The sequence below is a fragment of the Streptomyces sp. URMC 124 genome, from assembly GCF_051386455.1.
Taxonomy (GTDB): domain Bacteria; phylum Actinomycetota; class Actinomycetes; order Streptomycetales; family Streptomycetaceae; genus Streptomyces.
In genome coordinates this window covers 43,528-67,052 of sequence record NZ_JBPQTS010000012.1, presented here as the reverse complement: position 1 = coordinate 67,052, position 23,525 = coordinate 43,528, and the positions used below count along the sequence as shown (strand labels likewise).

At 70.9% G+C, this 23,525-nt stretch carries 21 protein-coding genes and 1 riboswitch; of the genes, 8 read left to right on the top strand and 13 right to left on the bottom strand.

Going from position 1 to position 23,525, the window contains the following annotated elements; genetic code table 11:
* The first annotated feature begins 391 nt into the window (after positions 1-391).
* The gene (locus tag ACSNOG_RS04570; protein WP_436751203.1) at positions 392-1,414 is read left to right on the top strand and encodes an adenosine deaminase; all 1,023 of its coding nucleotides are present in this window, start codon (positions 392-394) and stop codon (positions 1,412-1,414) included.
* Between the two features lie 37 nt (positions 1,415-1,451).
* Positions 1,452-2,165 carry a glycerophosphodiester phosphodiesterase gene (locus tag ACSNOG_RS04565; protein WP_436751202.1) on the top strand — a complete coding sequence of 238 codons (714 nt, stop codon included), beginning with the start codon at positions 1,452-1,454 and terminating at the stop codon, positions 2,163-2,165.
* 205 nt (positions 2,166-2,370) lie between these two features.
* Here the strand turns inward: ACSNOG_RS04565 and ACSNOG_RS04560 are convergent, their stop codons facing one another.
* Together ACSNOG_RS04560 and ACSNOG_RS04555 are read right to left on the bottom strand one after the other, a co-directional pair.
* A complete protein-coding gene (locus tag ACSNOG_RS04560; RefSeq protein ID WP_436751201.1) occupies positions 2,371-3,558 on the bottom strand; it encodes a polyamine ABC transporter substrate-binding protein in 1,188 nt (395 codons plus the stop codon).
* A gap of 358 nt (positions 3,559-3,916) precedes the next feature.
* Positions 3,917-5,368: a gamma-aminobutyraldehyde dehydrogenase gene (locus tag ACSNOG_RS04555; protein WP_436751200.1), complete on the bottom strand. Its 1,452-nt coding sequence runs from the start codon at positions 5,366-5,368 to the stop codon at positions 3,917-3,919.
* 164 nt (positions 5,369-5,532) lie between these two features.
* On the opposite strand from ACSNOG_RS04555, the gene ACSNOG_RS04550 reads away from it, so the two are divergent.
* The 5 genes from ACSNOG_RS04550 to ACSNOG_RS04530 all read left to right on the top strand — a co-directional run bounded on the left by ACSNOG_RS04550 (position 5,533) and on the right by ACSNOG_RS04530 (position 10,899).
* Complete coding sequence (locus tag ACSNOG_RS04550; protein WP_436751199.1) at positions 5,533-6,036, top strand: Lrp/AsnC family transcriptional regulator; 504 nt, start codon at positions 5,533-5,535, stop codon at positions 6,034-6,036.
* A complete protein-coding gene (locus tag ACSNOG_RS04545; protein ID WP_436751198.1) occupies positions 6,021-7,400 on the top strand; it encodes an aspartate aminotransferase family protein in 1,380 nt (459 codons plus the stop codon). Before ACSNOG_RS04550 ends, ACSNOG_RS04545 begins: the two co-directional genes overlap by 16 nt.
* 431 nt (positions 7,401-7,831) lie before the next feature.
* The gene (locus ACSNOG_RS04540) at positions 7,832-8,569 is read left to right on the top strand and encodes an ABC transporter ATP-binding protein (RefSeq protein WP_436751197.1); all 738 of its coding nucleotides are present in this window, start codon (positions 7,832-7,834) and stop codon (positions 8,567-8,569) included.
* Positions 8,551-9,828, top strand: a complete 1,278-nt coding sequence (locus ACSNOG_RS04535; protein ID WP_436751196.1) for a hypothetical protein — start codon at positions 8,551-8,553, stop codon at positions 9,826-9,828. The genes ACSNOG_RS04540 and ACSNOG_RS04535 overlap by 19 nt, the downstream gene beginning before the upstream one ends.
* A gap of 147 nt (positions 9,829-9,975) precedes the next feature.
* Positions 9,976-10,899, top strand: coding sequence for a hypothetical protein (locus ACSNOG_RS04530; protein ID WP_436751195.1), 924 nt, complete (start codon positions 9,976-9,978; stop codon positions 10,897-10,899).
* 87 nt (positions 10,900-10,986) lie between these two features.
* Here ACSNOG_RS04530 and ACSNOG_RS04525 read toward each other — a convergent pair whose 3' ends face one another.
* From ACSNOG_RS04525 to rpsB, 9 genes are all read right to left on the bottom strand, one after another.
* On the bottom strand, positions 10,987-12,030 hold the full coding sequence (locus tag ACSNOG_RS04525; RefSeq protein ID WP_436751194.1) for an ABC transporter ATP-binding protein: 1,044 nt from the start codon (positions 12,028-12,030) through the stop codon (positions 10,987-10,989).
* Positions 12,030-13,745 carry an ABC transporter permease gene (locus ACSNOG_RS04520; RefSeq protein WP_436751193.1) on the bottom strand — a complete coding sequence of 572 codons (1,716 nt, stop codon included), beginning with the start codon at positions 13,743-13,745 and terminating at the stop codon, positions 12,030-12,032. Before ACSNOG_RS04520 ends, ACSNOG_RS04525 begins: the two co-directional genes overlap by 1 nt.
* The gene (locus tag ACSNOG_RS04515; RefSeq protein WP_436751192.1) at positions 13,721-14,821 is read right to left on the bottom strand and encodes a thiamine ABC transporter substrate-binding protein; all 1,101 of its coding nucleotides are present in this window, start codon (positions 14,819-14,821) and stop codon (positions 13,721-13,723) included. The genes ACSNOG_RS04520 and ACSNOG_RS04515 overlap by 25 nt, the downstream gene beginning before the upstream one ends.
* A riboswitch (TPP riboswitch) is annotated at positions 14,817-14,924 on the bottom strand. It overlaps the preceding gene by 5 nt.
* Positions 14,925-14,990: 66 nt before the next feature.
* Positions 14,991-16,100: a 23S rRNA (adenine(2503)-C(2))-methyltransferase RlmN gene (gene rlmN / locus ACSNOG_RS04510; protein WP_382049617.1), complete on the bottom strand. Its 1,110-nt coding sequence runs from the start codon at positions 16,098-16,100 to the stop codon at positions 14,991-14,993.
* 165 nt (positions 16,101-16,265) lie between these two features.
* Positions 16,266-17,366: a phosphatidate cytidylyltransferase gene (locus ACSNOG_RS04505; protein ID WP_436751191.1), complete on the bottom strand. Its 1,101-nt coding sequence runs from the start codon at positions 17,364-17,366 to the stop codon at positions 16,266-16,268.
* Positions 17,366-17,923 carry a ribosome recycling factor gene (gene frr / locus ACSNOG_RS04500; protein ID WP_436751190.1) on the bottom strand — a complete coding sequence of 186 codons (558 nt, stop codon included), beginning with the start codon at positions 17,921-17,923 and terminating at the stop codon, positions 17,366-17,368. The genes ACSNOG_RS04505 and frr overlap by 1 nt, the downstream gene beginning before the upstream one ends.
* Before the next feature lie 168 nt (positions 17,924-18,091).
* Complete coding sequence (pyrH, locus tag ACSNOG_RS04495) at positions 18,092-18,871, bottom strand: UMP kinase (RefSeq protein ID WP_218650597.1); 780 nt, start codon at positions 18,869-18,871, stop codon at positions 18,092-18,094.
* A 165-nt stretch (positions 18,872-19,036) separates the two neighbouring features.
* Complete coding sequence (gene tsf / locus ACSNOG_RS04490; protein WP_436751189.1) at positions 19,037-19,873, bottom strand: translation elongation factor Ts; 837 nt, start codon at positions 19,871-19,873, stop codon at positions 19,037-19,039.
* Between the two features lie 98 nt (positions 19,874-19,971).
* Complete coding sequence (gene rpsB / locus ACSNOG_RS04485; RefSeq protein WP_106676927.1) at positions 19,972-20,823, bottom strand: 30S ribosomal protein S2; 852 nt, start codon at positions 20,821-20,823, stop codon at positions 19,972-19,974.
* Positions 20,824-21,517: 694 nt separating this feature from the next.
* Here rpsB and ACSNOG_RS04480 point away from each other — a divergent pair.
* Positions 21,518-21,892 carry a murein hydrolase activator EnvC family protein gene (locus tag ACSNOG_RS04480; protein WP_436751188.1) on the top strand — a complete coding sequence of 125 codons (375 nt, stop codon included), beginning with the start codon at positions 21,518-21,520 and terminating at the stop codon, positions 21,890-21,892.
* Here the strand turns inward: ACSNOG_RS04480 and ACSNOG_RS04475 are convergent.
* Positions 21,882-22,421, bottom strand: coding sequence for a TetR/AcrR family transcriptional regulator (locus tag ACSNOG_RS04475; RefSeq protein ID WP_436751206.1), 540 nt, complete (start codon positions 22,419-22,421; stop codon positions 21,882-21,884). The two genes, ACSNOG_RS04480 and ACSNOG_RS04475, sit on opposite strands and share 11 nt — an antisense overlap.
* 185 nt (positions 22,422-22,606) lie before the next feature.
* Positions 22,607-23,443, bottom strand: a complete 837-nt coding sequence (whiG, locus tag ACSNOG_RS04470; RefSeq protein WP_436751187.1) for an RNA polymerase sigma factor WhiG — start codon at positions 23,441-23,443, stop codon at positions 22,607-22,609.
* Between the last annotated feature and the right edge of the window lie 82 nt (positions 23,444-23,525).

Below are 23,525 nucleotides of genomic sequence, written 5' to 3'. Positions count from 1 at the left end.
CTGCGGAGCCGCATGGGGCGGGGGCACGGCATGGGGCGCCGGCAGCGCATGGGGCCCGGCGGGTGGCACGGCGGCATGGGGCGCCGGCTGGGGGCGAGGCTGTGGCTGGGGCGGCGTCACAGCCGCGCGGGGCGCCGGCGACGGGCGGGTGTCTTGCCCGGGCGGCGGCCAGTGACCTGGTTTGTCGAGCGCGACCCGGCGTTGCGGCGGAGCCCAGGGATCGGGGTCCCGCGGTTCGGACTGCTCATCGGCCCCGGCTGCCTTGTCAGACATAGCCCTCCCCAGTCGATACCCGTCATGCTAAGGCCTGAGGACAACCGTCGCGTACGTCCCGCATACGATGAACGGCACCTGTCGACAGGCACCAGCCGACCGCGCCGTGGAGGCACGCATGTCCGTACTTGACTCGTTCATCGCCGGGCTCCCGAAAGCGGAGCTCCATGTGCACCACGTCGGGTCGGCTTCCCCGCGCATCGTTGCCGAGCTGGCCGCCCGCCACCCGGACTCCCCCGTGCCCACCGACCCCGAGGCGCTGGCCGACTTCTTCACCTTCCGCGACTTCGCCCACTTCATCGAGGTCTACCTCTCGGTGGTCGACCTGATCCGCGATGCCGAGGACGTACGGCTGCTGACGTACGAGGTCGCGCGCGACATGGCGCGGCAGAACATCCGCTACGCCGAACTGACCGTCACCCCCTTCAGCTCGACCAAGCGCGGCATTCCGGACGGCGCCTTCGTGGAGGCCATCGAGGACGCCCGCAAGGCGGCCGAGGCCGAACTGGGCGTCGTGCTGCGCTGGTGCTTCGACATTCCCGGCGAGGCGGGGCTGGAGGCCGCGGAGGAGACCGCGCGGATCGCCTGCGAGCTCAAGCCCGAAGGGCTGGTCTCCTTCGGTCTGGGCGGGCCGGAGATCGGCGTGCCGCGTCCCCAGTTCAAGCCGTACTTCGACCGTGCCATCGCGGAAGGGCTGCACAGCGTGCCCCACGCCGGTGAGACGACGGGCCCGCAGACCATTTGGGACGCCCTGGTCGACCTGCGCGCCGAGCGCATCGGCCACGGCACCAGTGCCCCGCAGGACCCGGCCCTGCTGGCCCACCTGGCGGAGCGCCGCATCCCGCTGGAGGTCTGCCCGACGTCCAACCTCGCCACCCGCGCCGTGACCGACCTGGAGCGGCACCCCATCAAGGAGATGGTGGCCGCAGGCGTCCTGGTGACCGTCAACAGCGACGACCCGCCCATGTTCGGCACCGACCTCAACCGCGAGTACGGCGTCGCCGCGCGCCTCCTGGAACTCGACGCGGCGGGCGTCGCCGGCCTCGCCAAGAACGCCGTGGACGCGTCGTTCATGGACGAGACGGGCAAGAAGGCGCTCCGTGCGGAGATCGACGCCTACACCGCGGCCTGGCGGGGCTGACCTCCGCCGGACGCACGTCGCGGCCACAATGGGTCCCATGGCCGGCCCGAACTCCCCTGTTGCAGATGCCCGCACCGTCACCGCCGTCGCCCACCGCGGCGATCCGTACCTCTTCCGGGAGAACACCCTCGCCTCGATCCGCTCGGCTCTGAGGGCCGGGGCGGGGGCAGTGGAGGTCGACGTCAGGCTGACGCGCGACGGCGTGCCCGTACTGCTGCACGACGCGACGCTCGAGCGCCTGTGGGGTCACACACGGGTCCTGGACTCGCTCTCGGCGGACGAACTGCGCGAGCTGACCGGCGGCGGCGTGCCCACCCTGCGTGAGGCCCTGCAACTCGGCGCGGAGCGGTCAGGGCCACGACTGTTCATCGACCTGCCGGACGCGTCGGCCGCCGAGGCCGCCGTCGCCGAGGTGCACGCGAGCGGAGCCGCTGAGCGGGTGTACTACTGCGGTGGCACAGCGTCCATGCTCGCTGTGCGCCGCGCCGACCCTGCCGCGGAGATCGCCCTGACGTGGACGACGCTGATGCCGCCGCGCCGGGCCCTGCTCAGCGCCGTCTCCCCGCACTGGCTGAACTACCGCTTCGGGTTGGTGAGTCCCGAGTTGGTCGCCCGCAACCACTCCGAGGGGCTCCTGGTCTCCGCGTGGACCGCGGACACCCGTTTCACGATGCGCCGGCTGCTGGCGGCAGGCGTCGACGCGATCACCACCAACCGGGTCGGCGCCTTGCGGTCCCTGTTGCGCGACTGAGCAAGGCCCGGTCGGTAGGGGGGCTCGGACGGGGAGCGGGCGGGGCGCATGGGGCGGCCCGCGGCCTTGCTGGGGCCCGCATGAGGCAGTGCGCAGGGGGCGGCGCACCCCCGAGGCACCACGCATGGGGCGCCCGGCATCGGACGACGCGCACGGGGCAGCCGCACGGGGCGGCCCGGCAGCGCAGCAGCCCGGCAGCGCGCGCTCAGAGCCCGACGATCTCGTTCCACTCCTTGGTGAAGCCCGGCCGTTCCTTCGAGGTCATGTCGCGTGCCGTCGCGAGGCGTTTACGCATGTCGTCGCTCGGGAAGATGAGCGGGTTCCCGGCGAGCTCCACGAGTTCCTTGTCGGAGGACGAGGCGAGAACGTCCCGCGCGGCCGGCACGGGGCAGACGTAGTTGACCGCAGCGGCAAGCTCGGCGGCCACTTCGGGCTGGTAGTAGTAGTCGACGAGTGCCTCGGCGTTGCGCTTGTGGCGGGCGAGGTTGGGCACCATGAGGCTCTCGGCCCACAGCTCGGCGCCTTCCTCCGGGACGACGAACTCGATGTCGGGGTTGTCGGCCTGGAGCTGGATGACGTCACCCGAGTACGCCTGGCAGGCCAGCACGTCCCCGGACGACAGGTCCTTGATGTAGTCGTTGCCGGTGAAGCGGCGGATGTGGCGCTTGCGCACGAGGCGGCGCAGCTGGTCGGTCATGGTGTGGAAGTCGTCGGCGGTCCAGCGGGTGACGTCGGCGCCGTTGCCCTGCATGAGCAGCGAGTACGCCTCGTCCAGGCCGGCCAGGAGCGTGACCCGGCCGCGCAGGTCGTCCTTCCACAGATCGGAGGTGTGCCGGATCTCCCGGCCGAGCTTCTTGCGGTTGTACGCGATGCCCGTGATGCCGGACTGCCAGGGGACGGTGTGGAGCCGGCCGGGGTCGAAGGAGGGCTTGCGCAGCAGCGGGTCGAGATGGCGGTCGACGTTCGGCTGGCGGGAGCGGTCCATTTTCTGGACCCAGCCCAGGCGCACGTAGCGGGAGGCCATCCAGTCGCTGACGACGATGAGGTCACGCCCGGTCTCCTGATGGTTCATCAGGGCCGGGCTGACCTTGCCGAAGAACTCGTCGTTGTCGTTGATCTCTTCGGTGTACTTCACCGATATCCCGCTGCGCTTCTCGAACGCGTCGAGCGTGGGGCGCTTCTGCGGGTCGTCCTCGTCGACGTCGATGTAGAGGGGCCAGTTGGCAAAGGCAAGGCTCTTGTCGCGGCCGGAGCGGTCCTCGGCGCCCCGGTCGGCCGGCTCGACGTACGCGGCGGGCACTCCGCACCCGGCGAGTGCGGCGACGCCGGCTCCGGCGCCCAGCGCGCGCAGCAGGGTCCGGCGGGACAGGGGCTTCACGGGCTTCTCTCGCATTCCGGCAGCATGGCGGGGTCGGATCTCCGCGGACAATGTACGGCCTGTCCGGGAGGCGACCGCACTTCCCGACACCCTGACGGCCCGGGAACGGCCGGCCGTCGATGATACCGGGGCACGACGCGCAGTGGTCCGCACCGGAACCATCCGGTACGGACCACTGCGGGATGTCTGCGGGTGCCGGTACGCCCCGCGCCATGAGGACGGCCGGGCCACCGCTCGGCCGCATGAGGCGGGCCGCGCGCTCCGGTCTCACCCCGCACCGCACGGGGCGAACCGTGTCCGCCGCATGGGGCGGGCCGGCCTCACCGCATGGGGCGGCGGCCGGCCCTCACCCGCGCGGAGCGGGCCTGCTCCGTCAGTCCAGCGACGTCATGACGTGCTTGACGCGCGTGTAGTCCTCGAAGCCGTAGGCGGACAGGTCCTTGCCGTAGCCGGACTTCTTGAAGCCACCGTGGGGCATCTCGGCGACCAGCGGGATGTGGGTGTTGATCCACACGCAGCCGAAGTCGAGCTTCTTGGACATCCGCATGGCGCGGCCGTGGTCCTTGGTCCACACCGAGGAGGCGAGCGCGTACTCGACGCCGTTGGCGTACGCGACGGCCTGGTCCTCGTCCGCGAAGGACTGGACCGTGATCACGGGGCCGAAGACCTCGTGCTGGATGATCTCGTCGTCCTGCTTGAGGCCGGAGACGACGGTCGGGGCGAAGAAGAAGCCCTTCTCCCCCACTCGGTGCCCGCCCGCCTCGAGCTTGGCGTGGCCGGGCAGCCGCTCGATGAAGCCGGCGACCTGCTTGAGCTGGTTGGCGTTGTTGAGCGGGCCGTAGAGGACGTCCTCGTCGTCCGGCTGCCCCGTCTTCGTCTCGGCGGCGGCCTTGGCGAGCGCGGTGACGAACTCGTCGTGGACCGACTCGTGGACGAGCACGCGGGTGGCGGCCGTACAGTCCTGGCCGGCGTTGAAGTAGCCGGCGACCGAGATGTCCTCGACGGCCTTGGCGATGTCGGCGTCGTCGAAGACGACGACGGGGGCCTTGCCGCCGAGCTCCAGGTGGACGCGCTTGAGGTCCTTGGAGGCGGACTCGGCGACCTGCATGCCGGCCCGCACGGAGCCGGTGATCGAGGCCATCGCCGGCACCGGGTGCTCGACCATGAGGCGGCCGGTCTCACGGTCGCCGCAGATGACGTTGAAGACGCCCTTCGGGTGCCCGAGCTCCTCCAGCACGCCGCCGATGATCTCGGCGATGAGGACCGTGGAGGCGGGGGTGGTGTCCGAGGGCTTGAGGACGACCGTGTTGCCCGCGGCGAGCGCCGGGGCGAACTTCCACACCGCCATCATCATCGGGTAGTTCCACGGGGCGACCTGGGCGCAGACGCCGATCGGCTCGCGCCGGATGATCGAGGTCAGGCCCTCCATGTACTCGCCCGCGGAGCGGCCCTCCAGCATGCGCGCGGCGCCCGCGAAGAAGCGGATCTGGTCCACCATCGGGGGGACCTCTTCGCTGCGGGTGAGGGCGAGCGGCTTGCCGGTGTTCTCGGACTCCGCGGCGATCAGTTCCTCCGCGCGCGCCTCGAAGGCGTCGGCGATCTTGAGAAGGACCTTCTGGCGCTCTCCGGGTACGAGGTCGCGCCAGGCCGGGAAGGCGGCCTCGGCCGCGGCCATGGCGGCGTCGACGTCCGCGGCGCCCGACAGCGGAGCGGTGGCGAAGGCCTCGCCTGTGGCCGGATTGACCACCTCGGTGGTCCGCCCGTCGGCGGCGTCCCGGAACTCCCCGTCGATGAAATTGCGAAGACGACGCAGCTCGGTGGTCATGGCTGCCACCCCTCCTGTCAGATGTCCACTGGGTGAGACCGTCAGCCTAGTCAGTGAGCCCACGCTTTCGACATACCTCAGACCCATGAACGACGGAATCAGTTATTCCATGCACTCGTCACAACGAATTTCATCGCCTGAGGGTTGCCACACGGACGAGACGCATGCACAGTGGAGCCGTGGCCACTCGTAGTCCAGACCCGAAGGGCGTGCACGGCACGCCGCCGATCGACGCAGTCTCCCTGGCGATCATCGAGCAGCTCCAGGAAGACGGCCGCCGCCCCTACGCGGCGATCGGCAAAGCCGTGGGGCTGTCGGAGGCAGCCGTGCGGCAGCGTGTCCAGAAGCTGCTCGACCAGGGCGTCATGCAGATCGTCGCCGTCACCGACCCGCTCACCGTGGGCTTCCGGCGGCAGGCGATGGTCGGCATCAACGTCGAGGGCGACCTCGATCCCGTCGCCGACGCCCTGACCGCGATGGACGAGGTCGAGTACGTCGTAGTGACCGCAGGCTCCTTCGACCTCCTCATCGAGATCGTCTGCGAGGACGACGACCATCTCCTCGCGACGATCAACAAGCGCATCCGGACCCTGCCGGGCGTGCGCTCCACCGAGAGCTTCGTCTACCTCAAGCTCCGCAAGCAGACCTACACATGGGGAACCCGATAGCCGTGAGCAAGGACCTCTCCCAGACTGCCTACGACCACCTGTGGATGCACTTCACCCGCATGTCGTCGTACGAGAACGCCCCCGTGCCGACCATCGTGCGCGGCGAGGGCACCTACATCTTCGACGACAAGGGCAAGCGCTACCTGGACGGTCTCGCGGGGCTGTTCGTGGTCCAGGCGGGCCACGGGCGGGCCGAGCTGGCCGAGGCGGCCGCCAAGCAGGCTCAGGAGCTGGCCTTCTTCCCCGTGTGGAGCTACGCGCACCCCAAGGCGATCGAGCTCGCCGAGCGCCTGGCCCACCACGCGCCGGGCGACCTCAACAAGGTCTTCTTCACCACCGGCGGCGGCGAGGCCGTGGAGACCGCCTGGAAGCTCGCGAAGCAGTACCACAAGCTCACCGGCAACCCCACGAAGTACAAGGTGATATCCCGGGCGGTCGCCTACCACGGCACGCCCCAGGGCGCTCTGGCCATCACCGGCCTGCCGGCCCTCAAGGCTCCTTTCGAGCCGCTCGTCCCGGGCGCCCACAAGGTGCCCAACACCAACATCTACCGGGCCCCCGTCCACGGTGACGACCCCGAGGCGTTCGGTCGCTGGGCCGCCGACCAGATCGAGCAGCAGATCCTCTTCGAAGGCCCCGACACCATCGCGGCCGTCTTCCTGGAGCCGGTCCAGAACGCCGGCGGCTGCTTCCCGCCCCCGCCCGGCTACTTCCAGCGGGTACGCGAGATCTGTGATACGTACAACGTCCTGCTCGTCTCCGATGAGGTCATCTGCGCCTTCGGCCGCCTCGGCACGATGTTCGCGTGCGACAAGTTCGGCTACGCGCCCGACATCATCACCTGCGCCAAGGGCATGACGTCCGGCTACTCCCCCATCGGTGCGGCCGTCATCTCCGACCGGATCGCCGAGCCGTTCTTCAAGGGCAGCAACACCTTTCTGCACGGCTACACCTTCGGCGGCCACCCCGTCTCCGCTGCGGTCGCCCTCACCAACCTCGACATCTTCGAGCGCGAGGGCCTCAACCAGCACGTGCTGGACAACGAAGCGGCGTTCCACGCCACGCTCTCCAAGCTGAACGACCTGCCGATCGTCGGCGACGTGCGCGGCAACGGGTTCTTCTACGGCATCGAACTGGTCAAGGACAAGGCCACCAAGGAGTCGTTCACGCCGGAGGAGTGCGAGCGGCTGCTCTACGGCTTCGTCTCGAAGAAGCTGTTCGAGAACGGTCTCTACTGCCGGGCCGACGACCGTGGTGACCCGGTCATCCAGGTCGCCCCGCCGCTGATCTCCGACCAGTCGACGTTCGACGAGATCGAGCAGATCGTCCGCGGCGTGCTCACGGAGGCCTGGACCAGGATCTGACCGGACCAGGGCGAGCCGCCTGCACCGATCGCGGCTCGCCCCTCCCGCCGTGGCCCCGCGCGACCCCCCACTGGTCACGCGCGCGTGGGCCACGGCTTCGCTGCACGCGCGCGTAAGCCGGTCACCAGGCGTACGGACCGCGTGCCGGTGGACCCGGCGCACGGACCGCGCACCCCTCGCACACGAGACGCACGCCCGTCGCACGCGCACCACGCCCCACCGCACTCCCGGTCGCACATTCCGCCGCATTTGCGCTCCGACTGATATGCGACCCCTGGGGCATGAGGCCGACCGGAGGAAAGTGGGCCCCCCAGCGCCGAGCCTGGGCAAAGGCTAGGATCCCGGTTCCGTACGGTGCCAGTGACCCAATGGCCTCCGGTTCGTTCCCCCGGACAGGGGAACGGACCCTACAGCGACCCGAGGTGCTCGATATGGTGGCCCCGCCGGACAACGACGTGCTCTGGGCACGCGGCCTGCATTACGCCCACAGTGGGTCTCCCGCGCTCGCGGGGGTCTCGATCGGCGTACGCGAGGGAGAGATTCTCGCCATCACCGGGCCGCGCGGCTCAGGCAAGACCACGCTCCTCAAATGCCTGTCCGGACAGCTCCTCCCCACGCCCGGAGAGGTGTGGTTCAACAGCGCCCCCGTCCACACGCTTTCGCGTGCCGCCCGCGAGCGGCTGCGGCGGGAGCGGTTCGGCTGGATCGACAGCGAGCCGCACCTCGTGCCGGAGCTGAGCGCCTGGGAGAACGCCGCCCTGCCGCTGTTGCTGCGCGGCGTGGGGCACCGGGCCGCCAAGCGCACGGCCGGTGAGTGGCTGGAGCGCCTCGACGTCGGCGACTGCCACCGCAAGCGGCCGGCCGCTCTGCTCCAGGCGCAGCGCCAGCGGGTGGCCATCGCGCGGGCGCTCGCCAGCGAACCCACCGTTCTGTTCGCCGACGAGCCGACGGCGCCGCTGCACAACGCGGACCGCGCGCAGGTGCTGCGCACCCTGACCACGGCTGCCCGCTCGCACCACATCACGGTCGTCATCGCCACGCTGGACGACGAGATCGCCACCCTGGCCGACCGTACGGTCTCCCTGGTCGACGGCCGCCGAGGCACCGCCATCCCGGTACCCGACGCGCCCGAGGGAGAGGGCAGGGCGGCGTGCTCAGTCTCCGCCTAGCGCGCGGCGCGCACCCGCTGGTCCTGCTCCGGCGACTGCTGGTGGCAGCGGCCGCGGCGGGCGTGGGCTTCCTGCTGCTGTGCACCCTGGGATACGCGGTGGCCCACCCGAAGTCGACAGGGCAGTCGCTCGTACGGCTGGTCTGGTGTGCGGTGCCGCTGGCAGCAGTGGTGCAGTTCGCCGTGGCCGTGGCCCGTACGGACCCCGCCACGCGCCCCCGTGACGGCCTGGACGCCGCGGGGCTGGGCCCCGTGCGGCTGTCGGTCCTCGCGGCGGCCTCCACGGCCATCTCGTGCACGCTCGGCAGCGGCTTCGCCCTCGTGCTCTACAAGGTGCTCCGCGGTGACATCGGCGGCCCTCTGAGCGGTTCGGCGAGACGTCTGCTGGACGGGCAGGTACACCTGCCGTGGGGCGCGACGCTGACTCTGCTCGGCCTCCTGCCCGCCCTCGCGGCGGGCGCCTGCGTCCTGGTACTGCACCCGCGACGGGACGCCGCCGCCAGGGCGCAGCAGGCCGCCGCGGAGCCCCTGGAGGCCATGCAGGAGGCGGATGAGGCGGAGAGCGCCGAGGCGACGTCCGTCGACCTTCAGACTCCGCCCGCCGACCCCGTCCCGGCCCCCGTGCCCAAACCTATCTATGCCGGCCTCCCATGGGGCATCGCGATCATCGCGGTCGGGCTCGCCCTGGAGGCGTACGTGGGGCACGGCCCGGCGCCCGACCCCGACCGGCTGATCTCGTTGCCCGGCGGGGCGGACGGCACCTCCCCCGGCGTGCTGGGCGGATGGCTCCTGGCCTCGCTCGGGCTCGTGCTGGCCGGCCCGGGGCTGACCCACTGGTGCGGGGTCCTGCTCGCCGCCGGGCGGCCCGGGGCGGTACGGCTGCTGGCCGGCCGGATACTGCAGGACGCCGCCACGCGCATCGGCCGTCCGCTGGGCGTGCTGTGCGCGGTCGCTTCGGGCGCCCTGGCCGCCGCCGAACTCTACGGGGCGGCGTGGGACTCCTCCGGGCCGCGCCCCTTCGGCCCCCTCACCGGCCTCGGTGCGGCGCTCGTCATGGCGTGTGTCACGGCCACGGCCATCACCGCGGCCCTGGACAGCCGTCAGAACCGGACCGGCACCACGGCGGCCCTGCAGCGCCTCGGCATCCCCGCTTCCATGCTGCGTGGGGCGGCCATTCTGCGCGCCGGCGTGCTCCTGGCCGTTCTGACGCCTCTGACGTGGGCGATCGCGCAGCTCGTGACGCTGCCCATGTCGCGGTGAGCGCACCTCGGGCGGGCCCGCGTTCGGGGCCCGCCGGGCGGCTGCAGCACAACGGTTCTTGACCAGTTCTTGACTCAAGGCAACTTCGTCGCCGAATTGCGCGTCTGCTTGAGGAGCACGACGGATATCCGGCGAACGGAGCTATTGGTGATCATCGGCCTTGTGACGGCTGTCGCGGCCTCGGCCTGTTACGGCACAGGTTCGGTCCTGCAAGCCGTGGGCTCGCGGAAATCGGCCCGCCGGGAGGCCGAGAAGGCCTCCTCGACGGGCACCACCCAGCACGGTGGACCGAGCCTGTCCTCCACCGCAAAGGCCGCGGTGACGTGGGAGTTCATGGTCGGTACGGTCCTCGACTTCCTCGGCTTCGGGCTCGGGGCGCTCGCCGCCCGCATGCTGCCGCTCTTCCTCTCCCAGACGGTCATCAGCGCGAACCTCGTCGTGACCGCGCTGCTGAGCATCAAGCTCCTGGGCATCCGGCTGACCAAGCCCGAGTGGGCGTCGATCGGTGTCGTGTGTTCGGCGCTGGTGCTGCTCGCAACGGCGGCGGGCCACGAGGGCGGCGGCGACACGCCGATGTCGACCCACTGGTGGCTGCTGATCATCTCCGTGGTGCTGATGGGCGGTGGCACCGTGGCGGTCCGCCTGCTCGGCGGGCGGGCCGCAATCCTGGCCGGCCTGCTGTCCGGTCTGGGCTTCGGCGCGATCGGCGTCGGCGTGCGCATCCTCGACGGCATCGACCCGTTCGACCTGCCGAAGCTGATCGCCGACCCGGCGCTCTACGCGATCCTGATATCGGGTGCGGTCGGAATGTACCTGCACACGGTGGCCCTGCAGATCGGCTCGGTCAACGGCGCCACCGCGGCACTGGTGGTCGGCGAGACCATCCTCCCGGGCATCATCGGCGTCCTGCTGCTCGGTGACAACTCGCGCCCCGGCTTCGCCTGGGTCGCCGTCCTCGGCTTCGTCCTGGCCGTGGCAGGTGCCGTCGCGGTCGCCTGGTTCGGCGAGCCGGACACCCCCGTGGAGGCCGAACCCGCACCACAGGAACTCCAGTCGTCAGCAGTCCGCTGACCGCCGCCTGAGCCCCGGCAGCCGCACCGGCAGCCGGGGCTCAGGCGTATCCGCCCCAGGAGCGCGTAGCCGCGGGAAAGGTCCTGCTCATCCGTTCCGGCTACCGGCGTCGTCCAGCACCACGACCTCCGCGACGTCGAAGGCGACGCCTACGCGGTCACCGGCTGCGGGGGCCCCATGCAGCCCGCACGCGGCCTCCAGCACGGGGCCGTCCGCGGGGCGCAGCATCAGCACCACGTGGTCTCCCCGGAACGTCCGCCCCGTGACCGTGCACGGAAGCCCCTCCGCCTCCGGCACCAGCCGCACTCCGGCAGGCCGTACGAGCAGCCGGCCCGCGCCCTGCCGCGATCCCGGGGGCACCGGCACCTTGCCCCAGGCCGTGTCGGCGCACTCGCCGCCGACCGTCGCCTCCACGACGTTGTCGAAGCCGAGGAAGCGGGCCACGAACTCGGACGCCGGCCGGCGCCAGACCTCCAGTGGCGTACCGGCCTGGGCAATGCGCCCGTCGCGCATCACGACGACGCGGTCGGCGAGGGCGAACGCCTCGCCCTGGTCGTGGGTGACGGCCAGCACCGTGGTGCCCAGCCGGCCGAAGAGGTCGCGCAGTTCGACGACCAAGCGCTCCCGCAGGCCGCGGTCCAGCTGCCCGAGTGGCTCGTCGAGCATCAGCAGCCGGGGCTGCGGCGCGAGGGCCCGTGCGAGGGCCACTCGCTGCTGCTCGCCTCCGGACAGGGCGGCAATGGAACGCTGCTGCGCCCCGGGCAGTCCCACCAGTTCCAGCAGCTCGGCCACCGTCCGTGCCGTTTCGGCCCGCCCCGTGCCGCGCATGCGCAGCCCGAAGGCGACGTTGCCCGCCACGTCCCGCTGCGGGAACAGCTGGTGGTCCTGGAACATGAGGCCCACCCCGCGCCGGTGGGTGGGTACCCCGCTCTGGTCGCGCCCCGCCAAGAGCACGCGCCCGGCGTCCGCGTGCTGCAGCCCGGCCACCACGCGCAGCAGTGTGGACTTGCCGCTGCCACTGGGGCCCAGCACGCAGACGATTTCGTGCTCGGCGACCTCCAGGTCCACCGCGTCGAGCGCCGCGCGCTCACCGAAGCGGACGCCGACCTTCTCCAGGCGCAGCAGGGCCATCAGAACTCCCCCGTACGGTCGGTGCGGATACGTTCCAGCACCAGCAGCGCCACGGCGCACACCAGCATCAGGATCGTGCTCAGTGCCATCGCCTGCCCATAGGTGAGCTCTCCGGGACGACCCAGGAGCCGGGCCACCGCCACAGGCAGCGTGGGGCTGTCGGGGCGGGCGATGAAGACCGTGGCCCCGAATTCGCCCAGGGACACGGCGAACGCGAAGCCGGCCGCGACGCCCAGTGCACGGCCGACGAGGGGCAGGTCCACCTCGCGCCATGCCCGCAGAGGAGAGGCCCCCAGCACGCCGGCCGCCTCGCGCAGCCGGACGTCCACGGCGCGCAGGACGGGCAGCACGGTCCGTACGACGAAGGGCACGCCCACGAGGGCCTGCGCGAGCGGCACCAGGATCCAGGAGGCCCTGAGGTCCAGCGGCGGCTCGTCCAGGCTGATGAGGAAGCCGAAGCCGACCGTCACGGCGGACGTGCCGAGCGGGAGCATCAGCAGGGCGTCGAAGCCGCGGACGAGCCGCCCCTCGCGCCGGGTCAGCGCAGCAGCCGCGAGCCCGCCGATGACGACGGCGATGGCCGTCGCCGCCAGGCCGTACGCGAGCGAGTTGCCGATCGCCTCCAGGGGGGCGACGACGAACGTTCCGCCGTTGCCGTCGGCGGAGGCCAGGGCGCGGTAGAAGGCCAGTCCGTAGCCGTCCGGGCCGTCGAAGGAGCGCAGCACGAGGACCACGAGCGGGGCGAGGATGAGCACGGCGACGACGGCCAGGACGGACGCCAGGAACGCCCACTCGGCCGCGCCCCGCGGGCGCCGCGCCGTGCGCGCCGGGTCGACCAGCCGCAAGGTCGCCTCACGTCGCCGCACCGTCCACGCGTGCACGGCCAGCAGTGCGGCGACGGCGGCGAACTGCACCAGCGTCAGGACGGCAGCGGTCGGCAGGTCGAGCATCTGGGCGGTCTGCTGGTAGATCTCGACTTCCAGCGTGGCGTAGCGGGGACCGCCGAGGATCTGCACGACGCCGAAGGAGGTGAAGGTGAAGAGGAAGACCATGAGGGCCGCGGCGGCCACGGCCGGCGCCAGCGCCGGCAGCGTGACCCGCCTCCAGGCCGCGAAGCGCCCCGCGCCCAGCACCCTGGCCGCCTCCTCCTGGCGCGGGTCGAGCTGGGCCCACAGGCCGCCCACGGTGCGGACGACCACGGCGTAGTTGAAGAACACGTGGGCGATCAGGATCGCCCAGACGGTGGTGTCGAGACGCACCCCGCACCACTCGTCCAGCAGCCCCCCGCGCCCGAGCAGCGCCAGGAAGGCCGAGCCGACGACGACGGTCGGCAGGACGAAGGGCACGGTCACCACGGCGCGCAGCGTGCGCTTGCCGGGGAAGTCGAACCGCGCGAAGGCGTACGCCCCGGGCAGGGCGAGGGCAAGCGTGAGGGCGGTGGAGGCGGCCGCCTGCCAGGTGGTGAACCACAGCACGTGGCCGATCGCCGGGTCGGTCACGACCTCGCCGATGCGGCCGAACTGCCACTGTCCGCCCTCCTTCAGCCCCCGGGAGACGATCGCCGCGACGGGATAGGCGAAGAACACCGCGAAGAAGGCGAGCGGCAGGGCCATGAGGCCGAGCCGCAGTGCTGTCCGCCGCCCGGCCCCACCGGGGCCTCGTGCGGGGCCCCGTGCAGGGGCCCCGGGCTCTACTTCAGGACGAGCGAGGACCATGCCTTGACCCACTGCTCGCGGTTCTTGGCGATCTTCTCGGGGGCCATGGTGCCGGGCTCGTTCACCTGCGCGCCGTACTTGGTGAACAGCTCGGGCAGCTTGGCGTCCTGGTTGGCGGGCTTGACGAACATCTGCAGCGGCATGTCCTCCTGGAACGTACGGCTCAGCAGGAAGTCGATCAGGGCCTTGCCGCCCTCGGTGTTCTTCGCGCCCTTCAGCAGCCCGGCGAACTCCGTCTGCTGGAAGCAGGTGCCCGTGGCCACACCGGTCGGGCCCTCCGCGGGCTGCGGCTTCACGCCGAGGACCTCTGCCGGCGGGCTGGAGGCGTAGGAGACGACGAGGGGCTTGTCGCCCTTGGCCTTCTTGCCGCCCGCGGAGCCGGAGAAGCGCTCGTTGTAGGCCTGCTCCCAGCCGTCGACGACCTCTACGCCGTTGTCCTTGAGCTTCTTCCAGTAGTCCTGCCATCCGTCGTCGCCGTACTTGGCGATCGTGGCGAGCTGAAAGGCGAGGCCCGGGGAGGACGTGGCGACGTTCTCGGTGACGAGCAGGTTCTTGTACTCGGGCTTGATCAGGTCGTCCAGGGACTGCGGCGGGGCCAGCTTGTGGCCGGCGAAGTACGCGCGGTCGTAGTTGACGCAGATGTCACCGGTGTCGATGGGCGTGACCCGGTGCTCGCCGGCGTCGGCCTGCAGCTTCCTCGGGACGCGGTCCAGGCCCTTGGCCTCGTACGGCGCGAAGATGCCGTTGTCGAGCGCACGGGAGAGCAAGGTGTTGTCGACGCCGAAGAAGACGTCGCCCTGCGGGTGGCTCTTGGAGAGGATGGCCTGGTTGACGGCCTGGCCGGCGTCGCCGCCCTTGAGGACCTTGACCTTGTAACCGGTCTGCTGGGTGAACTGCTTCAGCACCTCGTCGGACGCCGCGAAGGAGTTGTGCGAGACCAGGGTGACGGTCTTGTCCTTGCCTTCGGACGTGTCCGAGCTCCCGGAGCCGTCCGAGCCGCCGCACGCGGCCAGGGCCGGAAGGGCGAGCATGCCGGCGGCAACTGCGCCGATGGCACGCCGCAGGTTGGTGTTCATGATCGAGCTGACTCCCTACGCCGGTATGACCCGGATCAGGTCCGAGGGTCTGCGGGCCGTGCCGCACTCTCAGCGCCCCCTGGGCGCTCCCCTGTCGGATTGTTCATTTGTGCGAGGGCACCGTATCAGTGCCCTCGCCATGGATCGGCGTCTGACCTGGGGCCCTGGCTCAGCGCTCGGCTGCTGCCAGCTGCCCGCAGGCGCCGTCGATCTCCTGGCCACGTGTGTCGCGGACGGTGACGGGCACCCCGTGCGAGGCAATCGCCGCGACGAAGGCACGCTCGTCCTCGGGGCGCGAGGCCGTCCACTTCGACCCCGGGGTGGGGTTGAGCGGAATGAGGTTGACGTGCACGCGCTTGCCCTTGAGGAGGCGGCCCAGGAGGTCGCCGCGCCATGCCTGGTCGTTGATGTCACGGATCAGGGCGTACTCGATGGAGACCCGGCGGCCGGACTTCTCCGCGTACTCCCACGCGGCATCGAGGACCTCGCGGACCTTCCAGCGCGTGTTGACCGGCACCAGGGTGTCGCGCAGCTCGTCGTCCGGGGCGTGCAGGGAGACGGCCAGACGGCATTTGAAGCCCTCGTCGGCGAAGCGCAGCATCGCCGGGACCAGGCCCACCGTGGAGACCGTGATGCCGCGCTGGGAGAGCCCCAGGCCGTCCGGCTCGGGATCCGTGAGGCGGCGGATGGCGCCGACGACCCGCTTGTAGTTGGCCAGCGGCTCGCCCATACCCATGAAGACGATGTTGGACAGCCGCGCGGGGCCTCCGGGGACCTCTCCGTCGCGCAGCGCCCGCATGCCGTCCACGATCTGGTGGACAATCTCGGCCGTCGACAGATTGCGGTCCAGGCCGGCCTGGCCGGTGGCGCAGAACGGGCAGTTCATGCCGCAGCCCGCCTGCGAGCTGATGCACATGGTGACGCGGTCCGGATAGCGCATCAGCACCGACTCCACCAGCTTGCCGTCGTGGAGCCGCCAGAGGGTCTTCCGGGTGGTGTCGTCGTCGCACGAGATGTGACGTACGACGCTCATGAGCTCCGGCAGCAGCTCGGCGGCGAGCTTCTCGCGCGCCGCCGCCGGGATGTCGGTCCACGCGGCGGGATCGTGCGCGTACCGGGCGAAGTAGTGCTGCGAGAGCTGCTTGGCCCGGAACGGCTTCTCACCGATCGCGGAGACGGCCTCGCGCCGCTCGGCGGGCGAGAGGTCGGCAAGGTGCCGCGGGGGCAGCTTGGCGCCGCGGGGGGCGACGAACGTCAGTTCTCCAGGCGCGGGGGCCATGAGCAAAAACTCCTCATTGACGACGGCGGATGACCTCCGCAATCGCGGAGCCAGCGGCAGGACGAAGCCGGAACCCGGAGATCTCACAGGGGCACCCCCGCAGGCGCGGGGCCGGAAAAGGGCCCGCTGCACGGCAGCGAGCCCTTCCAGGGTACCTGGCCCGGCTCAGGAGCCGACGAAGACGACCATGAGGAGCCACACCACCGGCGCGGTCGGCAGGAGCGAGTCCAGCCGGTCCATGATGCCGCCGTGCCCCGGCAGCAGGGCGCCCATGTCCTTGATGCCGAGATCCCTCTTGATCATGGACTCGCCGAGGTCTCCCAGCGTGGCGCTGATGGCGACGGCGAGGCCGAGGAGCAGCCCCTCCCACCACGCACCCCCGTCGATCAGGAACTGCATGCACAGGGCGCCGGCGACCATCGCGAAGGCGACCGCCCCGAGCAGCCCCTCGCGCGTCTTGCCGGGGCTGATGCGCGGGGCCAGCTTCCGCTTGCCGAACTTCCAGCCCACCGCGTACGCACCCGTGTCGCTGACCACGGTCAGGATCAGGAAGGTGAGCACCCGCCACGCGCCGTCTCCGGCGGCGAGCATGAGGGCCACGAAAGTGGCCAGGAAGGGCACGTAGAAGGCCGCGAAGATGCCGGCCGTGACGTCCTTGAGGTAGTCGTCCGGCGACTCCGTCATCCGCCACACGAGGACGGCCAGGGCCGTGAAGGCCACGGCCACCCACGCGCCCTCGGCACCGCTGGCGTAACCGGCGATGACCATGGCGGCTCCGCCGACCGCGAGCGGCACCAGCGGGGCGCGGATCGCCTTGCGCTCGGCGAGGCGGGAGGTCAGCTCCCACAGCCCGACCACGACGGCGATCACGATCACGCCGAGGAAGACGGGCTTGTAGATGAACAGGGAGGCGAGGATGACCGCACCGAGGCCCACGCCGACCCCTATCGCCGCCCGCAGGTCACGGCCGGCGCTCTTCTTTCCTGCCTTCGGCGGCTCGGGGGAGGCAGGCACCGGGGCGGGGTCCTGGGGCCTGATGTCGGGCTCCTGTTCATCGCGGAACAGGGGGCCGCGAAGATGAGCGGCCCCCTGGTCACGGTCGTCCTGGTCTCCGCCTGAGGGGGGCACGATGGGCATGGGGCGAGTCTGCGCCGCGACGCCCGCCTCGTGCACAGGACCCGCCGAACGGGCCGCAGTGGACGGCCCCCGGTCGGTGGACCCCCGGTATCCGGCGCTCGGCGGGGTCCCCCAGGATGTCTCGTTCATCAGACCTCGAGGAGCTCGGCTTCCTTGTGCTTGAGCAGCTCGTCCACCTGCGCGACGTACTTCGCGGTGGTGTCGTCGAGCTCCTTCTCCGCGCGGCGCACGTCGTCCTCGCCGGACTCCTTGTCCTTGACGAGCTTGTCCAGGAGGTCCTTGGCCTTGCGGCGGACGGAGCGGATCGAGACCTTGGCGTCCTCGCCCTTGCCCCGGGCCACCTTGATGAACTCCCGGCGGCGCTCCTCCGTCAGCTCCGGGAAGGTCACCCGGATGATGTTGCCGTCGTTGCTCGGGTTGACACCGAGGTCGGAGTCGCGGATCGCCTGCTCGATGTTGCGCAGCGCGCTCTTGTCGAACGGGGTGACCACGGCCATGCGCGGCTCGGGCACCGAGAAGGACGCCAGCTGGTTGATGGGCGTCAGCGCACCGTAGTAGTCCGCCACGATCTTGTTGAACATCGCCGGGTGCGCACGCCCGGTGCGGATCGCCGCGAAGTCCTCCTTGGCGACCACAACGGCCTTGTCCATCTTCTCCTCGGCCTCGAGGAGGATCTCTTCGATCACCACTTGCTCCTGGTGTTATCAGTAAGCAGAGCCTCGCCCCTGCGCGCGTCTTCTCCTGCACGGTGTCCGACCGGCAGGCAGTTGTCCATCCCCGTGCCGAGGTCTTCCCACGGCACGGAGTTGCCGTCCGTAGCGGGCCTGGCCGCTACGGACGGGCTGTGCGGGTCGTCAGTCCCGCGTGCTCTGGTCGCTCACGAGCGTGCCGATCTTCTCACCCTTGACCGCGCGCCCGATGTTGCCCTCGGCGAGCAGCTCGAAGACCAGGATCGGCAGCTTGTTGTCCATGCACAGGCTGATGGCGGTGGCGTCGGCGACCTTCAGGCCCCGTGCGAGCACCTCGCTGTACTCGAGGGCGTCGAACTTCACCGCGTCGGGGTTCTTCTTCGGGTCGGAGTCGTAGATCCCGTCGACGCCGTTCTTGCCCATCAGGATCGCCTCGGCGTGGATCTCCAGGGCGCGCTGGGCGGCAGTGGTGTCGGTCGAGAAGTAGGGCATGCCCATGCCCGCGCCGAAGATCACGACGCGGCCCTTCTCCAGGTGGCGCACGGCGCGCAGCGGGATGAACGGCTCCGCGACCTGGCCCATGGTGATGCCGGTCTGGACGCGGGTCTCGATGCCTTCCTTGACCAGGAAGTCCTGGAGGGCGAGGGAGTTCATCACAGTGCCGAGCATGCCCATGTAGTCCGAGCGGGCCCGGTCCATGCCGCGCTGCTGCAGCTCCGCGCCGCGGAAGAAGTTGCCGCCGCCGATGACGACGGCGATCTCGTAGCCCTCGCGGACGACGGCCGCGATCTCACGGGCGATGGCGTGCACGACATCGGGGTCGACGCCGAGGCCGCCCCCGCCGGCGAACGCCTCGCCGGACAGTTTGAGCAAGAACCGGCGGCGTGGGCCGTGGTCAGCAATGGTGTCGTCGGCGGCCTGCCGGGCGTCCGCACCCTGATTCATTGGAGCTCTCCTCGTGCACATACGAAGAAGGCCATTGCCGGATGGGTCCTTTTCGGGTTCCCTGTGCGGCAATGGCCTCCTCGTCACATCAGCGGCCGACCGGTGAGGGATCGGCTGCGTACGACCCTAGCGGGTCGCAGGTCAATCGCTGCCCTGCTGACGGGCTCAGGCGCCGACGCGGATGCGCGCGAAGCGCTTCAGCGTGACACCGGCCTCGTCCAGGACCTTCTGGACGGACTTCTTGTTGTCCTTGGCGAACGCCTGGTCCAGCAGGACGTTCTCCTTGTAGAAGCCGGTGACGCGACCCTCGACGATCTTCGGCAGGGCGGCCTCGGGCTTGCCCTCCTCGCGAGCGGTGGCCTCGGCGACACGGCGCTCGTTCTCGACCGTCTCGGCCGGGATGTCCTCGCGGCTCAGGAACTTCGGCGAGAAGGCGGCGATGTGCTGCGCGACGTCCTTGGCGACCTCGGCGTTCGCCTGGTCCAGCTCGACGAGGACACCGACCTGCGGGGGCAGGTCCGCGGCGGTGCGGTGCATGTACGCGGAGACGTAAGCACCGGCGAACGCCGCGAAGCGGTCGACGACGATCTTCTCGCCGAGGGTGGCGTTGGCCTCGTCCACGAACGCCTGGACGGTCTTGCCGGCCTCGATCTCGGAGGCCATCAGGGCCTCGAGGTCGGCCGGGGCGGTCTTGGCGACGTGGGCGGCCAGGGCCTCGGCGACGGCCACGAACTTCTCGCCCTTGGCGACGAAGTCGGTCTCGCACTTGAGCTCGACGATGACACCCGAGGTGTTGTCGGCGGCGATGGAGGAGACGACCGCGCCGTTCTCGGTGGTGCGGCTCTCGCGCTTGGCCACACCCTTCAGGCCCTTGACGCGCACGATCTCGACGGCCTTCTCGAGGTTGCCCTCGGCCTCGTCCAGCGCCTTCTTGCAGTCCATCATGCCGGCGCCGGTGAGCTCACGGAGCTTCTTGACGTCAGCGGCGGTGAAGTTCGCCATGGTCTGTGAATCTCTCTCGAAAGTCGTGGGTGACTACGGTGCACGACGGGGGCGGCGCGTGTCGCGCCGTCCCCCGCCGTGATCTACCGACTGAGTTGTCAGGCCTGCTCGGCGTCCGCGGCCGGAGCCTCGGCAGCGGCCTCGGCCGGCTTCTCGGCCTCGGCGTCGGCCTTCTTCTCGCCCTCGAGCAGGTCGCGCTCCCACTCGGCGAGGGGCTCGCCGGCGGCCTTGTCGGCCTTCGCGTCACCGGTGGCGGCACCGGAGCGGGCGATGAGGCCCTCGGCGACGGCGTCGGCGATCACACGGGTGAGCAGCGTGACGGAGCGGATCGCGTCGTCGTTGCCCGGGATCTTGTAGTCGACCTCGTCGGGGTCGCAGTTGGTGTCGAGGATCGCGACGACCGGGATGCGGAGCTTGCGCGCCTCACCGACGGCGATGTGCTCCTTCTTGGTGTCCACGATCCAGACGGCGCTCGGCACCTTCTGCATCTCGCGGATACCGCCGAGGGTCTTCTCCAGCTTGGCCTTCTCGCGGGAGAGGACCAGGAGCTCCTTCTTGGTGAGGCCGGAGGCGGCCACGTCCTCGAAGTCGATGAGCTCGAGCTCCTTCAGGCGCTGCAGGCGCTTGTAGACGGTCGAGAAGTTGGTGAGCATGCCGCCCAGCCAGCGCTGGTTGACGTAGGGCATGCCGACGCGCGTCGCCTGCTCGGCGATGGCCTCCTGGGCCTGCTTCTTCGTACCGACGAACATGATGGAGCCGCCGTGCGCGACGGTCTCCTTGACGAACTCGTAGGCGCGGTCGATGTACGACAGCGACTGGAGCAGGTCGATGATGTAGATGCCGTTGCGCTCCGTGAAGATGAAACGCTTCATCTTCGGGTTCCAACGACGGGTCTGGTGACCGAAGTGGACGCCGCTCTCCAGCAGCTCCCGCATCGTGACGACGGCCATGGCCGCGCTCCTTGAAATACTCGGTTCCACGACGGCCGGGCGGCCGCCGCTCCTGACGCCCCGAGGTGCCTGCCGTGGACGATGCCCTTGCGAGAACCGTTCCGCGGACCGAGAGACACGGCCACCGGGCTGCCCGAAAGGGACTGACGCGCCGGTAGCGGGGCGTGCGAAGTCGATCCGGTGACCCGGATCGCCATGAGAAGTGTACGGGACCCGGGAAGGCGCGGGTGACGACGTTGTGCACAACCCGCGAGTAGTCCACAGATCTCCGTCAAGATCCCCGCGAACGGCCGGGCTCCGTCACCGTACGGGCATGACTCTCATCGGATCTTTCGCCCGACGCCTGCTCACCGCGGCAGGCGTAGTCACGCTGTGTGTTCTCGCGGGGGCAGTGGCCGGCGGTACGGCCGCGGGCGCCGGCGCCGCGAGGGCCGCTGCGCCCGCTCCCGCCCCCGAGGGCTCTGGCGCACAAGCCCCACCCGGGCCGCCCCCTGCGTCCACGGCCGCGGACCCCGAGCCGCCGGAGCCTCCCGGGACCGCCGGGGCTCGCGTACGACCCCGGCCGCCCGGGCCCGCGGGCGGCGCGGGACAGGGCGAGCGGGCCTGGCCTGTCGGCGGGGCTCGAGGGGGCAGGCCCCTGCTCGTACGGGCCTGGCGGCCGCCGCCGGTGCCCTGGGCCGCCGGGCACCGCGGGGTGGATATCGTCGCCCGCCCCGGTCAGCCGGTACGGGCGGCCGCGCCGGGCACCGTCTCCTTCGCGGGCACCGTCGCGGGGCGGGGCGTGGTGGCGGTGCAGCACCCGGGGACCGGCGAGCCGCCGCTGCGGACCACCTACGAGCCCGTACAGGCAGCAGTGAAGGAAGGCGACCGGGTGGCGGCGGGGCAGGTGATCGGCACGCTGCAGGCGGGGCCGTTCCACTGTCCCGGAGGCTGCCTTCACTGGGGGCTGCTACGCGGCAGGGTCTATCTCGATCCCCTGTCCCTGCTGCCGCCGTGGATGCTGCGCAGGCCGCCGTCCCGGCTCCTGCCGATGCAGGGCGGGCCCGGCGCGACGCTGGTCAGCCCCTGACCCCGCGCAGCGCCATGGACACGGCCGCCTCGATGATGCTGTCCGGCTCCTCGGCCGCGCCGAGCTCGATCCGGCGCACGGCGGCGTCGACCACGCCCTGGAGCAGCATGGCGGCCAGACGCGGCTGCTCGTGGCCCAGGGCGACGAGCGCCTCCACGACCATGGCGATGAGCCCGCCGTGTGCGGCCCGGATCTTCTCGCGCGCCCCCGCGTCCAGCTCCCCTGCGGAGATCGCGACCACCGCGCGGTGGCGGCGGTCGCCGACCAGGGCCAGCTGCCGGCGCACGTACGCCTCGATCTTCGCCTCGGGCGTGTCCGCGCCCTCCATGGCGGCTTCGACCTCCGCCGCCCACACGGGGAAGTCGACGGCACACAGCTCCTCGACCACGGCCGCCCGGGAGCGGAAGTACTCGTAGACCGAGGAGCGCGCCAGCCCGGTGCGCTCGGCCAGGGCGGGGAACGTCAAAGCCTCCGTGCCGCCCTCGGACAGCAGGGAACGGGCGGCGTCCAGCAGGGCGCCGCGCTGCATCGTCCGGTGCTCGGCCACCGAGGCCGCTCGAATCCTGGGCACGTCCCCACTTTACGGATTGCCGGGGGCCGGGACGACGCCGAGGGAGGATTCGCGCCCCATGCCGCCGCACGCCTCCCCATAAGGCCCCTGAGGCCCCGCCGGTCCGCCGGACCCGTAGCGCCTCGCCCGGCCTTGCCGGCCGCTCAGCGGCCGACGTCCGCCAGCTTGGCCCTCAGCTGGAGCACCGACTTCGTGTGGATCTGGCTGACTCTGCTCTCCGTGACGCCGAGCACGTGCCCGATCTCGGCGAGCGTCAGGCCCTCGTAGTAGTAGAGGGTGACCACGGTCTTCTCGCGCTCGGGGAGGGTGTTGATCGCGCGGGCGAGGAGGCGGCGCAGCTCGCGGTCCTCGGCGACCTCGACGGGGTCGTCGGCAGCGGTGTCCTCAAGGGTGTCCATCAGGCTCAGCCGCTCGCCGCCTTCGGCGCCCGCATGCAGGAGATCCTCCAGGGCGACCACGTTGGTCAGCGACAACTGGCTGAAAACCCCGTGCAGTTCCTCGATGGCGATGCCCATCTCGGCCGCGACCTCGGCCTCCGAGGGCGTGCGCCTCAGCTCGGCCTCCAGCGTGGCGTACGCGCGCTCGACCGCGCGCGCCTTCTGCCGCACGGAGCGGGGGATCCAGTCGAGCGCCCGCAGCTCGTCGATCATCGCGCCGCGGATCCGGGTGATGGCGTACGTCTCGAACTTGATCTCCCGGGCGGGGTCGAACTTCTCGATGGCGTCGATGAGTCCGAAGATCCCCGAGGAGACGAAGTCGGCCTGCTCGACGTTGGGCGGCAGGCCGACACTGACACGCCCCGCCACGTACTTCACCAGGGGCGAGTAGTGGAGGATCAACTGCTCCCGCAGCCGCTCGTCGCCCGAGGCCTTGTACGACCGCCACAGCTCATCGAGCGTCGAAGGTGCGGGAGGTCGCTCGGCGCCGCGCGCCGCGGGCGGCACCGCCGCGCGGTCCGAACCGGAGGTGTGCTGGGGCATTCGTCGTCTTGAGCCGTTCTGCTGTGACGTGGGTCGAGTGGTACGAATGGCTGGAATCCCGTGAGCGTAGCGTGACTGCTGC

What these genes read in the sequence shown, in the direction of transcription:
- ACSNOG_RS04555 (WP_436751200.1), bottom strand. Translation starts at nt 5,368, where the DNA reads ATGACCACCGAGCTGCGTCGTCTTCGCAATTTCATCGACGGGGAGTTC.
- tsf (WP_436751189.1), bottom strand. Translation starts at nt 19,873, where the DNA reads ATGGCGAACTTCACCGCCGCTGACGTCAAGAAGCTCCGTGAGCTCACC.
- ACSNOG_RS04550 (WP_436751199.1), top strand. Translation starts at nt 5,533, where the DNA reads ATGCACAGTGGAGCCGTGGCCACTCGTAGTCCAGACCCGAAGGGCGTG.
- ACSNOG_RS04515 (WP_436751192.1), bottom strand. Translation starts at nt 14,821, where the DNA reads ATGAACACCAACCTGCGGCGTGCCATCGGCGCAGTTGCCGCCGGCATG.
- ACSNOG_RS04540 (WP_436751197.1), top strand. Translation starts at nt 7,832, where the DNA reads ATGGTGGCCCCGCCGGACAACGACGTGCTCTGGGCACGCGGCCTGCAT.
- ACSNOG_RS04560 (WP_436751201.1), bottom strand. Translation starts at nt 3,558, where the DNA reads ATGCGAGAGAAGCCCGTGAAGCCCCTGTCCCGCCGGACCCTGCTGCGC.
- ACSNOG_RS04525 (WP_436751194.1), bottom strand. Translation starts at nt 12,030, where the DNA reads ATGGCCCTGCTGCGCCTGGAGAAGGTCGGCGTCCGCTTCGGTGAGCGC.
- ACSNOG_RS04520 (WP_436751193.1), bottom strand. Translation starts at nt 13,745, where the DNA reads ATGGTCCTCGCTCGTCCTGAAGTAGAGCCCGGGGCCCCTGCACGGGGC.
- ACSNOG_RS04545 (WP_436751198.1), top strand. Translation starts at nt 6,021, where the DNA reads ATGGGGAACCCGATAGCCGTGAGCAAGGACCTCTCCCAGACTGCCTAC.
- ACSNOG_RS04505 (WP_436751191.1), bottom strand. Translation starts at nt 17,366, where the DNA reads ATGAACGAGACATCCTGGGGGACCCCGCCGAGCGCCGGATACCGGGGG.
- pyrH (WP_218650597.1), bottom strand. Translation starts at nt 18,871, where the DNA reads ATGAATCAGGGTGCGGACGCCCGGCAGGCCGCCGACGACACCATTGCT.
- rpsB (WP_106676927.1), bottom strand. Translation starts at nt 20,823, where the DNA reads ATGGCCGTCGTCACGATGCGGGAGCTGCTGGAGAGCGGCGTCCACTTC.
- whiG (WP_436751187.1), bottom strand. Translation starts at nt 23,443, where the DNA reads ATGCCCCAGCACACCTCCGGTTCGGACCGCGCGGCGGTGCCGCCCGCG.
- ACSNOG_RS04475 (WP_436751206.1), bottom strand. Translation starts at nt 22,421, where the DNA reads ATGCAGCGCGGCGCCCTGCTGGACGCCGCCCGTTCCCTGCTGTCCGAG.
- ACSNOG_RS04565 (WP_436751202.1), top strand. Translation starts at nt 1,452, where the DNA reads ATGGCCGGCCCGAACTCCCCTGTTGCAGATGCCCGCACCGTCACCGCC.
- rlmN (WP_382049617.1), bottom strand. Translation starts at nt 16,100, where the DNA reads ATGGCCCCCGCGCCTGGAGAACTGACGTTCGTCGCCCCCCGCGGCGCC.
- ACSNOG_RS04570 (WP_436751203.1), top strand. Translation starts at nt 392, where the DNA reads ATGTCCGTACTTGACTCGTTCATCGCCGGGCTCCCGAAAGCGGAGCTC.